This window comes from Kineococcus sp. NBC_00420 (assembly GCF_036021035.1).
Taxonomy (GTDB): Bacteria; Actinomycetota; Actinomycetes; order Actinomycetales; family Kineococcaceae; genus Kineococcus.
The window spans coordinates 1337015-1351413 of sequence record NZ_CP107930.1 but is presented as its reverse complement, the minus strand read 5'-3'; the positions used below and the strand labels follow the sequence as shown (position 1 = coordinate 1351413).

16 protein-coding genes are annotated in these 14399 nt (G+C 74.5%); 13 read left to right on the top strand and 3 right to left on the bottom strand.

The genetic code is table 11. From position 1 onward, the window contains the following. Positions 1 to 12: 12 nt before the first annotated feature. The 7 genes from dapE to OG218_RS06540 all read left to right on the top strand — a co-directional run bounded on the left by dapE (position 13) and on the right by OG218_RS06540 (position 5747). Positions 13 to 1149, top strand: a complete 1137-nt coding sequence (gene dapE / locus OG218_RS06570) for a succinyl-diaminopimelate desuccinylase (RefSeq protein ID WP_328292401.1) — start codon at positions 13 to 15, stop codon at positions 1147 to 1149. Next, complete coding sequence (locus OG218_RS06565; protein WP_328292400.1) at positions 1146 to 1796, top strand: TIGR00730 family Rossman fold protein; 651 nt, start codon at positions 1146 to 1148, stop codon at positions 1794 to 1796. Before dapE ends, OG218_RS06565 begins: the two co-directional genes overlap by 4 nt. Next, positions 1793 to 2074 (top strand): DivIVA domain-containing protein, encoded by a 282-nt coding sequence (locus OG218_RS06560; protein WP_328292399.1) that lies wholly within the window; start codon positions 1793 to 1795, stop codon positions 2072 to 2074. The genes OG218_RS06565 and OG218_RS06560 overlap by 4 nt, the downstream gene beginning before the upstream one ends. Further along, positions 2053 to 2556: an SRPBCC family protein gene (locus OG218_RS06555; RefSeq protein ID WP_328292398.1), complete on the top strand. Its 504-nt coding sequence runs from the start codon at positions 2053 to 2055 to the stop codon at positions 2554 to 2556. The genes OG218_RS06560 and OG218_RS06555 overlap by 22 nt, the downstream gene beginning before the upstream one ends. Then, a complete protein-coding gene (locus OG218_RS06550) occupies positions 2553 to 3794 on the top strand; it encodes a hypothetical protein (protein ID WP_328292397.1) in 1242 nt (413 codons plus the stop codon). Before OG218_RS06555 ends, OG218_RS06550 begins: the two co-directional genes overlap by 4 nt. Before the next feature lie 157 nt (positions 3795 to 3951). Continuing rightward, positions 3952 to 4119, top strand: a complete 168-nt coding sequence (locus tag OG218_RS06545; protein ID WP_106210338.1) for a DUF3117 domain-containing protein — start codon at positions 3952 to 3954, stop codon at positions 4117 to 4119. A gap of 83 nt (positions 4120 to 4202) precedes the next feature. Then, positions 4203 to 5747 (top strand): leucyl aminopeptidase family protein, encoded by a 1545-nt coding sequence (locus OG218_RS06540; protein WP_328292396.1) that lies wholly within the window; start codon positions 4203 to 4205, stop codon positions 5745 to 5747. A 21-nt stretch (positions 5748 to 5768) separates the two neighbouring features. Here OG218_RS06540 and OG218_RS06535 read toward each other — a convergent pair whose 3' ends face one another. After that, on the bottom strand, positions 5769 to 6422 hold the full coding sequence (locus OG218_RS06535; RefSeq protein WP_328292395.1) for an O-methyltransferase: 654 nt from the start codon (positions 6420 to 6422) through the stop codon (positions 5769 to 5771). A gap of 202 nt (positions 6423 to 6624) precedes the next feature. Between OG218_RS06535 and sigE the strand changes: the two genes are divergently transcribed. The 4 genes from sigE to OG218_RS06515 are packed head-to-tail and all read left to right on the top strand — an operon-like array spanning position 6625 to position 9637. Continuing rightward, on the top strand, positions 6625 to 7332 hold the full coding sequence (sigE, locus tag OG218_RS06530; RefSeq protein ID WP_380161367.1) for an RNA polymerase sigma factor SigE: 708 nt from the start codon (positions 6625 to 6627) through the stop codon (positions 7330 to 7332). Then, complete coding sequence (locus OG218_RS06525) at positions 7329 to 7931, top strand: hypothetical protein (protein WP_328292393.1); 603 nt, start codon at positions 7329 to 7331, stop codon at positions 7929 to 7931. Before sigE ends, OG218_RS06525 begins: the two co-directional genes overlap by 4 nt. Beyond that, on the top strand, positions 7931 to 9241 hold the full coding sequence (locus tag OG218_RS06520) for a S1C family serine protease (protein WP_328292392.1): 1311 nt from the start codon (positions 7931 to 7933) through the stop codon (positions 9239 to 9241). Before OG218_RS06525 ends, OG218_RS06520 begins: the two co-directional genes overlap by 1 nt. A 9-nt stretch (positions 9242 to 9250) precedes the next feature. Next, positions 9251 to 9637 carry a Sec-independent protein translocase TatB gene (locus OG218_RS06515; RefSeq protein ID WP_328292391.1) on the top strand — a complete coding sequence of 129 codons (387 nt, stop codon included), beginning with the start codon at positions 9251 to 9253 and terminating at the stop codon, positions 9635 to 9637. Between the two features lie 3 nt (positions 9638 to 9640). Here OG218_RS06515 and OG218_RS06510 read toward each other — a convergent pair whose 3' ends face one another. Then, on the bottom strand, positions 9641 to 10786 hold the full coding sequence (locus OG218_RS06510; RefSeq protein WP_328292390.1) for a P-loop NTPase: 1146 nt from the start codon (positions 10784 to 10786) through the stop codon (positions 9641 to 9643). Between the two features lie 116 nt (positions 10787 to 10902). Between OG218_RS06510 and OG218_RS06505 the strand changes: the two genes are divergently transcribed. Continuing rightward, on the top strand, positions 10903 to 12270 hold the full coding sequence (locus tag OG218_RS06505; RefSeq protein ID WP_328292389.1) for a Gfo/Idh/MocA family protein: 1368 nt from the start codon (positions 10903 to 10905) through the stop codon (positions 12268 to 12270). 79 nt (positions 12271 to 12349) lie between these two features. Beyond that, positions 12350 to 13567, top strand: a complete 1218-nt coding sequence (locus OG218_RS06500; protein WP_328292388.1) for an MFS transporter — start codon at positions 12350 to 12352, stop codon at positions 13565 to 13567. Here OG218_RS06500 and OG218_RS06495 read toward each other — a convergent pair. Next, entirely contained in the window at positions 13495 to 14373 is an 879-nt protein-coding gene (locus OG218_RS06495; RefSeq protein ID WP_328292387.1) for a helix-turn-helix transcriptional regulator, read from the bottom strand. The two genes, OG218_RS06500 and OG218_RS06495, sit on opposite strands and share 73 nt — an antisense overlap. Between the last annotated feature and the right edge of the window lie 26 nt (positions 14374 to 14399).

Sequence of the window (14399 nt, the reverse complement as noted above, 5' to 3'; positions counted from 1 at the left end):
AGGGTGAAGCACGTGACCGCCCCCACCCTCGCGCTCGACCTCTCGCCCGCTTCCCCGGGAGCTGCGCCGGACGTCGTCGAGCTGACCCGCAGGGTCTGTGACATCCCCTCGGTGAGCGGCGACGAGACCGCCCTGGCCGACGCCGTCGAGGCGGCGCTGGGTGCGCTGCCCGGTCTCGAGGTCACCCGGGACGGTGACGCCGTCGTGGCGCGCACGACCCTCGGTCGCGCCGAGCGCGTGCTGCTCGCGGGGCACCTGGACACCGTGCCGCTGACCGACCCGCCGAACCTCCCGGTGCGCCGCGAGGTCCACCCGACCGAGGGGGACGTCCTGGTGGGGCGGGGGACCTGCGACATGAAGGGCGGCGTCGCCGTCCAGCTGGCCCTCGCCCGCCTGGTCGCCGACGCCGGGCCCGGCGCCCCGCGCGACGTCACCTTCGTCTTCTACGACCACGAGGAGGTGGAGGCCGCCAAGAACGGGCTCGCCCGACTGGCCCGCAACCACCCCCACCTGCTGGCCGCCGACTTCGCGATCCTGCTGGAACCGTCCTCCGCGGTCGTCGAGGGCGGCTGCAACGGGACCCTGCGCGCCGAGGTCACCACGAACGGCCGGGCCGCGCACTCGGCCCGGGCCTGGCGCGGGTCCAACGCCATCCACGCCGCCGCACCCGTCCTCGCCCGGCTGGCGGACTACGTCCCGCGCGAGGTGGAGGTCGAGGGGCTGGTCTTCCGCGAGGGGCTCAACGCCGTCGGCATCACCGGGGGGATCGCGGGCAACGTCGTCCCCGACCGCTGCGTCGTGACGGTGAACTACCGCTTCGCCCCCGCGATCGACGCCGCCGGGGCGGAGGCCCACATGCGCGAGGTCTTCGCCGGCTTCGACGTGCGGGTCACCGACGCCGCCGACGGCGCGAAACCCGGGCTGCACCTGCCGGCGGCCGCCGACTTCGTGCGGCGGACGGGGACGACCCCGCTGCCCAAGTACGGCTGGACGGACGTCGCCCGCTTCTCCGCGCTCGGTGTCCCGGCCGTGAACTACGGTCCGGGCGACAACGCGACCGCGCACGCCGACGACGAACGCTGCCGGACGGCGGAGGTCGAACAGTGCCTCGAGGTCCTCTCGGGCTGGTTGCTGGAGGGGGTGCAGTGAGCACGATCTGCTTGTACGGCAGTGCGTCCGGGGGCATCGACCCTGCGCACGTCGAACTCGCCGCGACCGTCGGGAGGCTCATCGGGGAACGCGGGCACGACCTCGTCTACGGCGGGGGCGGCACCTCCGTCATGGGGGCGGCCGAGGCCGCGGCCCGGGCCGCGGGGGCCCGGACCACCGGGGTCATGCCGCAGGCGCTCATGGACCTCGAACTCCCGCCCGAGGGGCTGAGCGAACTCGTCGTCACCGACGACATGCGCCAGCGCAAGGCGCAGATGGACGCCCGCGCCGACGCGTTCGTCGTCCTGCCCGGCGGGCTGGGCACGCTCGAGGAACTCTTCGAGATCTGGGTCGCGCGGACCATCGGCCTGCACACCAAACCCCTGGCGGTGCTGGACTCCGGCGGGCACTACGCGGGGTTGCGGACCTGGCTCGAGGGACTCGTGGCGACCGGTTTCGCCCGTCCGCTCGTCTTCGACTGCATCCTCTGGACCGACGACCCGCTGGCCGCCCTGGAGCACCTCGAGCAGGCCCCGCGCGAGCGGGTGTCGCTGCCGAGCTCCGAGATCGTGGGCACCTTCGTGGACTTCCCCAGCCAGCCGGGCGAGGACCGGCGGGAGTCCCCGACCGGGGGAGGCCCGTCGTGACGCTGGTGCTGCTGGTCCTGGTGCTGCTCGTCCTCGGTGTCGTGGTGGCCGTCGTCGCCGGCCGGATCAGCGGCGGGATGGCTCCCGCCACCTCCACCCGGCCCTACCGCGGCCTGCCCGAAGGGCCGGTCCTGGCCACCGACGTCGACGCCGTCCGCTTCTCGCTGGGCGTCCGCGGGTACCGCATGGACGAGGTCGACGCCGTCCTGGACCGGCTGCGCGAGGAGATCCGAGAACGAGACGAGGAGCTGGCCGCGTGGCGAAGCGTCGAGGACTGACCCCCCGCACGATCGACTTCACCTCCCGGGTGGTCGTCACCGGCCGGGTCCGGCACGTCTTCGACGTCCTCACCGACTGGCCCCGCCAGACCGCGTGGGTCCCCTCGACCGTCGTGGCCCGCCCCGAGGGTGGACCCGTCGGTGTGGTGGGGGAGCGCTTCGTCGGCACCACGACGCTCGGGCCGATCGTCCTGGTCGACCCGATGGAGGTCGTGGCGTGGCAGGCGCCGGACGCGGACCGACCGGGTCGGGTCTCCATCGTCAAGACCGGTGACGTGTTCGGCGGCACGGTCGAGATCGTCGTGTCCGCGGCCGCCGACCGCGGGCAGGTGCAGGTCGAGTGGACCGAGCACATCGTCGTCCGCCCGCGGGGTCTGGGGCTGCTCGTCGCCTGCGGTGGGCCGATCCCCGCCCTGGTCGGCCGCGCCGCCTTCGAGCTCGTGCTCCGAGCGGCCCGCGAGGACCTGTCGGGTCCTTCGTGACCGCTGCCGCCGTCCCCGCCCAGAGGCTCGGACTGCGGACCCGGCTGCTGCTGGCCTGGTTGCGCTCGCCGCCGGCGGTGCGGGTCCTCGTCGTCTACGCGCTGGCCCGGGTGTTCTCCGCGATCGTCCTCGCGGAGGTCGCCCGCTTCCAGGTGGCCAGCACCTGGACGCCCGCGCACCCCGGCTACGGCGACATGCTCGGGCTGTGGGACGCCACCTGGTACCGCCGGATCGCCGAGACGGGGTACCCGAGCGCGGTGCCCCTGGGGGCCACCGGCGACGTCCAGCAGTCGGCGCTGGCCTTCTACCCGCTGGCGCCCTTCCTGGCCCGGCTGCCCATGCTGCTCGGCCTGCCCTTCACCTGGGCCGGCTCGATCGTGTCGCTGGTGGCGGGGGCGGTCGCCGCGGTCGGGGTGCACACCCTCGTCCTGCGGGCGCTGGGCGAGCGGAGCACGCCGGCGGTGGCCCGCCGCGGAGCCTGGAGCGCCGCCGTGCTGTTCTGCGTCTCCCCGACGGCGCTGGTCTTCCAGGTGCCCTACACCGAGGGGCCCGCGCTCGCGCTGCTCGTCGTCTTCCTGGGCTGCCTGCAACGCAGGCGGTACCTGCCCGCCGTCCTGGTCGCCCTGCTGCTCGGGGTGACCAGGCCCGTCGCCGTGCCGTTGTCGGTCGTCGTCGTGGTGCACCTCGCGGTGCGCGGGTGGCGGGGTCGTCGGGCCGGTGCGGTGCTCGGTGGTCGGGAGGCGCTGCGGTGCCTGGTGCTGCTGGCCGCCTCCGGTGCGGCGGGTCTGCTGTGGCCCCTCGCCGCCGGGCGGATCGCCCACCGCCTCGACGCCTACACGGCGACGATGGGGGCCTGGCGGGTCGGGGGGCAGGTCGAGTTCCTCAAGCCGTGGTGGGGGATCTCGCAGTACGTCCTCGGCGACCACGCGGGGCCGCTGCTGCTGGTCGCCGGGGTGCTCGGCTACGCGGCGTGGCTGCTCTCGCGACGCACCGCCGTCCTGGGCCCCGAGCTGCGGGCGTGGTGCCTGGCCTACGTCGGCTACCTGCTCCTCGTCCTGGACCCGTTCACCAGTCTCTTCCGCTACCTGATCTTCCTCTTCCCCCTCGGCGGCCTGGTCGCGCTCCGGCCCCGCAGCCGCCCCGTCCTGCGCGCCTGGGTCGTCTGTTCCCTTGCCCTGCAGGTGGTCTGGATCGCCTGGCTGTGGCGGTTCTCGCCCCCCGCCGACTGGCCACCGTGATCGTCGTCCCCGCAGCGCCCGGGTGGCCCCGAGATCACCGGTGAGCCCCTGCGCCCACCAGGGGGTCCCGGTGGGGGATGATGGACGCCTACACGCCGACCGCAGCACCCGGCCGCGGGCCCGGCGCGAGCACGAGACGACGAGAGGGAGCACGCCAATGGCGGCCATGAAGCCGAGGACCGGGGACGGTCCGCTGGAGGTCACCAAGGAAGGGCGCGGCATCGTCCTTCGCATGCCGCTGGAAGGCGGTGGTCGTCTCGTGGTCGAGATGACGCCCGACGAAGCCAAAGCCCTCGGAGAGGCCATCACCTCGGTCGTGGGCTGAGGCACGGACGCGGGGCGGGCACCAGGGGTGCCCGCCCCGCGTCGTCCAGCACCAGATCGCCGCACGAGAGTCAGGACGACACCGTGAGCACGCCGACCACCTCCGCCGCCCCCGACGTGCGGCGCTGGACCCCACCCGTCGTCGAGGTGCGCCGCGGCACCCTGATCTCGGCCGACCTGTCCGGGGTGAGCGTCCTGGCCGTGGCCGTCGCCCCCGGTGAGGGGGACGACGCACCGCTGCAGCCGCGTCCCGGCGCCGCCGACGCCGCTGTCCGGTACGGCATCGACCTGACCGCGCTCTGCGCTGCCGAGAAGGTCAGCGGCAAGGCGGCGACCACGACCCGCCTGCCCGTCCCCGCCCCCGAGGGCAGCCCGCAGCGGCTGGTCGTCGTCGGTGTCGGGGACTCCTCCACCACCTCCCTGCGACGCAGCGGGGCGGCGCTCGCCCGCGCCGCGAGCACCGGTGACGTCGCGACGACGCTCGCGGACGGCGTCGGGTCGGCCGGCACGCGGGCGTTCGTCGAGGGCTTCCTGCTCGCCTCGTACTCGCCTCCCGTGACGGGCCGCAAGGCCGCGGCCGAGGCCCCCGTGCGCCGGCTGGTCCTGCTCGGCGAGGTCGCCGTGGCCGACGTCCGGCACGCCGAGGTGACCGCGGGCGCGACGATCCTGACCCGCGACCTCGCCGCGACCCCGTCGAACCTCAAGGACCCCGCGTGGATGGTCGCGCAGGTGCACGAGGTCGCCGCCCCGCTGCGTCTGAAGGTCGAGGTCCGCGACGTCGACCGGCTGCGCCGCGAGGGGTTCGGGGGGCTCGTCGCCGTCGGTGCGGGCTCCGCCTCCGACCCCGCGCTGGTGCAGGTCGGCTGGACGCCCCGCGCCCGCGCCGGCGTCCCGCACGTCGTGCTGGTCGGCAAGGGGATCACCTTCGACACCGGTGGCCTGGGCCTCAAACCCCGCGAGTCGATGGTCGCCATGAAGACGGACATGGCCGGCTCGGCCGCCGTGCTGGCGGCCGTCGCGGCCGTCGCGGCGCTGAAGCTCCCGATCAGGGTCACGGGCCTGCTGGCGCTGGCGGAGAACGCCCTCGGGGCCTCCTCCTACCGACCGGGCGACGTCGTGAGGCACTACGGCGGGCGCACCACCGAGGTGAACAACACCGACGCCGAGGGCCGCATGGTCCTCGCCGACGCGATGGCCTACGCCGACGCGACCCTGGACCCCGACGTGATCGTCGACATCGCGACCCTCACCGGTGCGGCCGGCCTCGCCCTCGGCAAGCGGCACGCCGCGCTCTTCGCGAGCGACGACGCCCTCGCGGCCGAGCTGTCGGCCGCGGCCGAGGGCACCGGCGAGCGGGTGTGGCGGATGCCCCTCGTGGACGACTACCTGCCGGCGATCGCCTCCGACCTCGCCGACGCCCGTCAGGTCTCCACGACCCCCGGCCTCGGCGCGGGCGCGATCATCGCGGCGCTGTTCCTGCGCCCCTTCGTCGGTGAGCGGCGCTGGGCCCACCTCGACATCGCCGGGACCGGGCGGGCCGACGGCAACGAGCACGAGGTCACGCGCGGGGCGACGGGGTTCGGTGCGCGGCTGCTCGTGGAGTGGCTGGAAGGCCTCGCGCGCGCCTGAGCAACCCTGGCGCGGCGGCGGTCAGCCGTGCTTGACGGCGAGCAGCAGACCGTCGCCGGTCGGCAGCAGCGAGGGGTACCAGTGACCGTCCTCGAGGACCGTCCGCCCGACCTCGCGCAGGGCGACGGTCGAGGCGTCGCGGGCGGCCGGGTCGGTGACCCGGCCGTGCCAGAGGGCGTCGTCGACGACGAGGAGGCCGCCGGGGCGCAGCAGGCGGAAGGCCTGCTCGAGGTAGGCGGAGTACTCGCGCTCGTCGCCGTCGAGCAGGACGAGGTCGTAGGCGCCGTCGGTGAGGCGGGGGAGCACCTCGAGGGCGCGGCCGTTGATGAGGCGGGCCCGGTTGGGGCGGATCCCGTCGTCGGCCACGGTCTCCCGGGCGGCGCGCTGCGCCTCGCCGTCGGAGTCGATGGTGGTCACGACGCCGTCCTCGCCCATGCCGCGGAGCAGGCTGATGGTGGAGACGCCGGTGCCGGTGCCCACCTCGACGACGGTGCGGGCGCGGGTCGCGGCGGTCAGGACGGTCAGGACCGCGGCGACGCCGGGGGAGACGGGGTCGACGCCCAGGTCGGCGGCGCGGGCACGGGCCCGCTGCAGCACCTCGTCCTCGGGCACGAACTGCTCGGTGTAGGCCCAGCTGACGGGCTGCTTGGGCGGGCGGGACGTGGGCGTCGGCACGTGCGCAATGTAGTGCACGCCGCGATCTCACCCCGAGTGCTCGCCCCGCAACTCGCCGTGCACGAGAGTGGGGAGGACGGGTGAAGGGCACCGCCCAGGGGTGGGGTGGGAACTGCGCAGGTCAGACCTCCGTTGGAGCTTGTGACGCCGACCGGATGGATGTCCCGGTGGCGACTGGCTCGAGCGTGAGGAGTGGGAGACCATGGGAGCAGTGGCGGTGCCGTTCGCGGCCCCCTTCCCTGCCCGTTCCAGGAGGAACCCCGTGAGCGACGACACCGGCGACACCGCCGGGCGGTCCGTTCCACCGGCGATCGACCCGGCGGCGCTGTCGCCGTCGGCCGCGGCCTCGACGTGGGTCCCCCCCACCTGGGAGGAGGTCGTCCGCGACCACTCCGCCCGGGTCTACCGGCTGGCCTACCGCCTGACGGGGAACCGGCACGACGCCGAGGACCTCACCCAGGAGGTGTTCGTCCGCGTGTTCCGCTCGCTGTCGAACTACCAGCCCGGGACGTTCGAGGGCTGGCTGCACCGGATCACAACCAACCTCTTCCTGGATCAGGTGCGGCGCAAGCAGCGCATCCGCTTCGACGCGCTCGCGGACGACGTCAACGACAAGCTGCCCAGCACCGACGTCGGTCCCGAGCGCGCCTTCGAGCACCGCAACCTCGACGACGACGTGCAGAAGGCGCTCGACGCGCTGCCGCCGGACTTCCGCGCCGTCGTCGTCCTCTGCGACATCGAGGGCCTCTCCTACGAGGAGATCGCGGCGACGCTGGGCGTCAAGCTCGGCACCGTCCGCTCCCGCATCCACCGGGGTCGCGCCCAGCTGCGCGCCGCCCTCGCCCACCGCGCTCCCCGGCCCACCCCGCCGGGCGCGCCGCAGTTCGCCTACGGAGAGGACGGCTCGTGAGCGGAGCGCACCTCGGCGCGCGGGTCAGCCCGCTGGTCGACGGTCGGCTCGCCGCGGACGCCGAAGCCCGTGCTGCGGAGCACCTGCGCGGGTGCAGCGAGTGCGCCGACGCCGTCGAGACCGAACGCCTCGTCCGGGCGCGGGTCCAGGCCCTCGGCGTCCCGCAGATGTCCGACGACCTGGTGACCCGGCTGCTCGACATCGGCGGGCCCTCCGGCCCGCTGCACCCGCGCGACAAGCCGATGGCCGTGCCGGCCCGGCCCGTCGTCGGGGTCGCCCCGCCCTCGCGCACCGATGCCCGTCGCACCCCCGGATCGCGGGGTCCCGGTGCCCGTGAGGTCGTCCGCCGCGCCCGCCGTCGCCCCGTGGCGGCCGCGTTGGCCGGGACCTTCTCCCTCCTCGGAGCGGGGATCGTCGGGGTCCTCGTCCTGGGCGGGATGCCCGGGGGGAGCTCCCAGGCGCCCGTCGCCGAACTGCGCACCACGCCGTCGGCCGCGCCGTCGGAGGTTCCCGTGAGCCGCCAGGTGCCCTCGGTGAGCCCCTCGGTGAGCGCGAGCACGACGCCCGGCGCGAGCGCACCGGCGAACGCCACACCCTGATGGCCACCCCGTCCCCACCCTGGGGTGGCTGGGACCGACCGCAGGAGGGGGCGCACCAGCCCCCGCCCGCCCGCGACCCCTGGTCGGGGCCACCCACGAGCCCCGTCCCGACCCCGGGTGAGCAGGGCTGGTGGCAGCCCCCGGCGGGGCACGACGCCTTCCCGCCGCAGGCTCCCTCGGACCCCCACACCGCACCGCCCGCAGCTGCTCCCCGACGTGGATCGCCCGCCCGCTGGATCGGGGCGGGCAGTGCCGTCCTGGTCCTCGGCGTGGTCGGTGGCTTCGCCGGTGGGTTGGTGCAGGACGAGCTCTCCGACTCCGACGCGACCTACCCCAGCGTCGCGATCGCGTCCCCGTCGGCGGGCAGCACCGAACGTCCCGCGGGGTCCGTCGCCGGGATCGCCGCGGCCGCGCTGCCCAGCGTCGTCGCCCTCCAGGTCGAGGGCCAGGACGGCTTCGGGACCGGTTCGGGCTTCGTCCTCGAGACCTCCGCCGGGCAGGGGACCTTCATCCTCACCAACAACCACGTCGTCGCGGGTGCGCTCGACGACGGCGTGACGGTCGTCTTCGAGGACGGGGTGCAGGTGAGCGGTGACGTCGTCGGGGCCGACACCTCCTACGACCTCGCCGTCGTGCGCGTCGAGCGCACCGGCCTGCGGGCGCTGCCCTTCGGGGACTCCACGGGCGTCGTCGTGGGTGACCCCGTCGTGGCCGTGGGGGCCCCGCTGGGGCTCCAGGGGACGGTCACCGAGGGGATCGTCTCGGCGCTCAACCGACCGGTCACAGCAGGCGACGGGGGCGGCGACTCCTCCTACATCCAGGCCATCCAGACCGACGCCGCGATCAACCCCGGCAACTCGGGTGGTCCGTTGCTCAACTCCACGGGTCAGGTGGTCGGCATCAACTCCGCCATCGCCAGCCTGCCGGGCGCCGGCGGAGCGACGACGACGGGCAGCATCGGCCTCGGCTTCTCGATCCCCTCGCAGCAGGCGCGCCGCACGGCCGAGCAGCTCATCCGGACCGGCCGGGCGGTGCACCCGATCATCGGCGTGTCCCTCGACAACTCCTACACCGGCGAGGGCGTGCAGATCGTGGACGCCGCGGGCGCCGTCACCGCCGGTGGTCCGGGAGAGCGCGCGGACCTGCGACCGGGCGACGTCGTGCTCTCGATCGACGGTCGCCCGGTGACCGTGGCGGTCGAGCTCATCGTGGACATCCGGGCCCGGGAACCCGGCGAAGTGGTGGTCCTGAGCGTCCGCAGGGACGGTCGGACCATGGACGTGCCTGTCACTCTCGACGCCGACGGTTAGGATCGCCACGTGTTCGGCATCAACGGGGGCGAATTCCTCGTCCTGCTCGTCGTAGCGCTCGTGATCCTCGGACCCGAGCGGCTACCCCACTACGCCGAGCAGCTGGCCGGTCTGGTCAAGTCTGCCCGGCGCTTCGCCAAGGGGGCTCAGGCGCAGATGCGCGAGGAGCTCGGGCCGGAGTTCGACGACATCGACTGGCAGAAGCTCGACCCGCGCCAGTACGACCCGCGTCGCATCGTCCGCGAGGCCCTCACCGAGGCCTGGAACGACGACGACGACGAGCCGCCGGCCAAGAAGTCCACGCCCGCCACGGGCGGCGGACTCGACCTCGGCAAGAAGTCGTCGACGCCGGCCGCCACGCCGGCGCCCGTCCCCTACGACGAGGACGCCACCTGAGGTTCAGGCGACGCTGACGCCCAGCCGCCGGCCCGCGAGTCCGCGCGGGCGGCGGGCGAGCGTGCGGGCCAGGTCGCGCATCGCGATCGACGCGGGGGAGTCCGGGTGCGAGAGCACGACCGGCACCCCGACGTCGCCGCCCTCGCGCAGGGCCACGTCCATCGGGATCTGCGTCATCAGCGGCACGTCCGTGCCCAGCTTCTGCGACAGCGACGTCGCGACGGTCTGGCCGCCGCCGGAACCGAAGACCTCGAGGCGCTGCCCGTCGGGCAGTTCCAGCCAGCTCATGTTCTCCACGACGCCGACGACGCGCTGCTCGGTCTGCGAGGCCACCGACCCGGCGCGCTCGGCGACCTCGGCCGCGGCGACCTGCGGGGTCGTGACGACGAGGATCTCCGCCTTCGGCAGCAGCTGACCGACGCTGATGGCGATGTCACCGGTGCCGGGGGGCAGGTCGAGCAGCAGGACGTCCAGGTCACCCCAGAAGACCTCGCTCGCGAACTGCTGCAGCGCGCGGTGCAGCATCGGTCCCCGCCACGCGACGGGCTGGTTGCCGGGGACGAACATCCCGATCGAGATGACCCGCACGCCGTGGGCGCTCGGCGGGATCATCAGGTCGTCGACCTTCGTCGGCTTCCCGGTCACGCCGAGCAGGCGTGGGATCGAGAACCCGTGCACGTCGGCGTCGAGCACCCCGACCCGCAGACCGTCGGCGGCCATGGCGGCGGCGAGGTTCGCGGTGACGCTGGACTTCCCGACGCCGCCCTTGCCGGAGGCGATCGCGTAGACGCGGGTGAGGCTGCCGGGTTCGTTGAACGGGATGGTCGGCGCGGCGCTCGTCGTCCCGCGGACCTTGGTGGTGACCTCGCGGCGCTGCTCGGGCGTCATCGTGGCGAAGTGCACGCGGGCGCCCCGGGTGCCCTCGACGGTCCGGACGGCGGCGGTGACGTCGCGGGTCAGGGTGTCGCGCATGGGGCAGCCCGCGATGGTCAGCAGGACGCGGACGTCGACCAGACCGTCGGGGTCGACGTCGACGCCGTCGACCATCCCGAGATCGGTGATGGGGCGGTGCAGTTCGGGGTCGTTGACGGAGCCGAGCGCGTGCAGAACCCCTGCGCGCACGCTCTCGAGATCCTGCGTGGGCGACATGGCCCCAGGGTACGTGGCCCGTGGCGGCGTCGCGGGTCCCGGTGCGGTTGACCGCTCGGGGCGACGGTGACAGGGTTCCGCAGGAAAGCGCTTGCCGCCTCACCGTGGAGGATCTCGTGTCCGTTCGCCGCCGCTACGCCCTCGTCGGGGCGGGTTCCCGCGCGTCGATGTACCTCGGCGCCCTCGCCGGTGACCACGCCGCCGACGGGGAGCTCGTCGCGATCGGCGACACCAACCCCGGTCGCCTCGACGTCCACACCCGGCGTCTGCTCGCCGCGGGAGCGCCTGCCCCGCAACGCTTCGCCCCGGCGGAACTGGGGGAGACCGTGCGCCGCCTCGGCGTCGACCGGGTCATCGTCACCACCCCGGACGTCTTCCACGCCGACTACGTCGTGGCCGCGCTCGAGGCCGGCGCGGACGCCGTCGTGGAGAAACCCCTGACCACCACCGAGGACGGGGTCCGTCGCATCGCCGACGCCGTCGAACGCACGGGTCGCGACGTGCTGGTGACCTTCAACTACCGCTACGCGCCCCGCAACAGCGCCCTCAAGCAGCTCATCGCCTCCGGTGAGATCGGTGACGTCACCTCCGTGCACTTCGAGTGGCTGCTCGACACCGCGCACGGCGCCGACTACTTCCGCCGCTGGCACCGGCAGAAGGAGAACTCCGGCGGGTTGCTCGTGCACAAGAGCTCCCACCACTTCGACCTGGTCAACTGGTGGATCTCCGGGATCCCGACCCGGGTGTTCGCCAGCGGCGGTCTGCGCTTCTACGGGGCGGAGAACGCGGCCGCCCGCGGGCTGGGGCCGCGCCCGGAGCGGGGGAGCTCCGACTCCCCGCTGACCGACGCCTTCAGCCTCGACCTGCGCACGAACGAGAACTACCGCGAGCTCTACCTGGAGAACGAGGGGTTCGACGGCTACCGCCGCGACGCCGACGTCTTCGACGCGGGCATCACCATCGAGGACAACCTGTCCCTCGTCGTCGACCACGCGCTCGCGAGCGGGGGACGCTCGTCGATGTCGTACTCGCTCACCGCGCACGCGCCGTGGGAGGGCTACGTCGTCGGGGTCAACGGCACCCGCGGCCGGGCCGAGCTGACCGTCGTCGAACGGGGGTCCGTGCTGAGCGAGGGGGGCGCGGTGGACCCGAGCATGCACCCCGAGGCGGTGGCGCAGGAGGAGACCCGTCCGGTCTCGGAGCGCCTCGTCGTCCAGCAGCAGTTCGGGACCGCCCGCGACGTCGAGATCCCGGTCGGGGCGGGTGGGCACGGCGGCGGCGACGCTCTGCTGCTGCGCGACGTCTTCCGGGGACCGGCCGACGACCCGCTGGGTCGCACCGCGTCCTGGCGCGACGGGGTGCGGTCGGTGGTCGTCGGGATCGCCGGGAACCGCTCCCTGGAGACGGGTGAGGCGGTCCGCACCGCGGACCTCGACCTCGGTGCCGGCCGGGCCGCGCTCGGAGCCCACCGCACGCCGTCCTGACCGCTCTCCCGGACGGACGGTGGGGGTCGCGCGGACGACGGGTCGCGTGGCCGCGCCGCCGTGGCCCCATGCTGGGGCCGTGACCAGCACCACCAGCCGGACCCCCCGCGTCCCCGCCCCCCGACGACCCCGCCGGACCGCCACCGCCGACGGGCGGACCCCGTGGGGTGCCGTCGTCGCCCTCGGGGTCGGGATCTTCGCCCTCGTCACCGCCGAGTTCCTGCCCGCGAGCCTGCTGCCGCGACTCGCCGCCGACCTCGGGATCACCGAAGGGGTCGCGGGACAGGCGGTCACCGCGACGGCCCTGATGGGGATCGTCGCGGCGCCGACCGTCGGGCTGCTGTTCCCGCGGATGGACCGGCGGACCCTGCTGGCCGGACTGCTGGGGCTCGCGATCGTCTCCGACGTCCTCGTCGCGACGGCGCCCGCGTTCTGGGTCGTCCTCCTCTCCCGGTTGCTGCTCGGGATCTCGCTCGCCGGGTTCTGGGGGCTCGCCCCGTCGGTGACCGCGAAGCTGGCCGCCCCGCAGCACCTGGGCCGGGCCATGATGGTGGCCAACGCGGGCATGCCGCTGGCCACCGTCACCGCGGTGCCCGTCGGGACCTTCCTCGGGGAGACCTGGGGGTGGCGACCGGTGTTCTGGCTCGCCGTCGGCGTGACCGCCGTGGCGCTCGTCCTGCTGCTGCTGCTCGTCCCGCGCAGCGCACCGACGGGCTCGCCGAGCCTGCGCTCGCTGGGGGAGACGCTGCGCTCGCGGGTCCTGCTCCTCGGCCTGGGCGGGATCGTCCTGGTCGCCGGTGGTCACTTCACCGCCTTCACCTACATCCGCCCGGCGGTGGAGCGGGTCCCGGGGATCACCCCCGGTCAGATCGCCCTGCTGCTCTCGGTGCTCGGCGTCGCCTCCGTCTTCGGCAACCTCGCCGCCGGCGCGGCCGCCGACCGCCACCTGCGCGCCGCGCTGCTCACCTCGCCGCTGCTCATCGGCCTCGGCACCGCCTCCGTCGGGCTGTTCTCCGGCGAGTTCGTCGCGGTCGTCGTCGCGACCGGGGTCTGGGGCCTCGCGTTCGGCTCGTTGCCGACGCTGGTCCAGACCTGGCTCGCCCGCACCGCACCCGACCGGGTGGAGCAGGGCGCCGGGCTGGTCACCGCGATGTTCCAGGTCGCCATCGCCGTCGGTGCCGCCAGCGGTGGGCTGATCACGGACTCCGCCGGGGTGGGGACGACCTACGTCGTCGGGGCCGTCGCCGCCATCGCCGGTGGGGCGCTGCTGAGGGCCGCGTCGACCTCGCGCCACTGAGACGGGGCGGCGCCGGTGTGGCGGCGGAACGCCCGGCTGAACGCGGCGTCGGAGGAGTACCCGAGCCGGACGGCGGTGTCGGTGACCCCGCCCCCGTCGCTCAGCAGGCGCTTCGCCGCCTCCATCCGCACCTGCGCCAGGTAGCGGACCGGCGTCTCCCCGACGACGCTGCGGAACCGCTGCGCGAACACGGAACGCGAGGCGAACGTCAGCCGGGCCAGCCCCTCGACCGTCCACGGAGCCCCGGGGTCGTCGTGGATCGCCTGCAGCGCGCGGGAGACGTCGTCGGCGTGCAGGAAGCCCTCGAGCACCCGCGCGCTCTCGCAGCCCGACTCCACCCACCACCGGATCGCGGCGGTGGTCACGACGTTCGCCAGCTGGGCGAGCACCGGGACCGAACCCGGCCGCCCGGCGGCGGACTCCAGCGCCATCTGGCGCAGCGCGAGCTCCACGAACGGGTCCTCCACGAGCACCCCGCAGGTGACCACGGCCGCGGGCATCACCCGGACCAGCAGCACCGCGTCGCCGGTCTCCGCGACCAGTTCGCCCGCGTGCAGCTCGGCGCGCTCCAGCACCGTGACGGTGTGGGTACCGCCGCGGGGCAGCAGCAGGAACTGCCCGCCCCCCAGTCGCCGCGGCCCCTCCGGGGACAGACCGTCGACGAGCACGGCACCGCTGAGGACGAACAGGAACCGGACGTCGTCGCCCGTCCCCGCCCGGACGGTGCCGGCGTCGAGGACCTCGTGGCGGTAGTCCAGGACCGACCACCGCACGCACCGCAGGACCCGGCTCAGCTCGTCACCCACACTCCGGCAACCCCCGGGTCCCACGG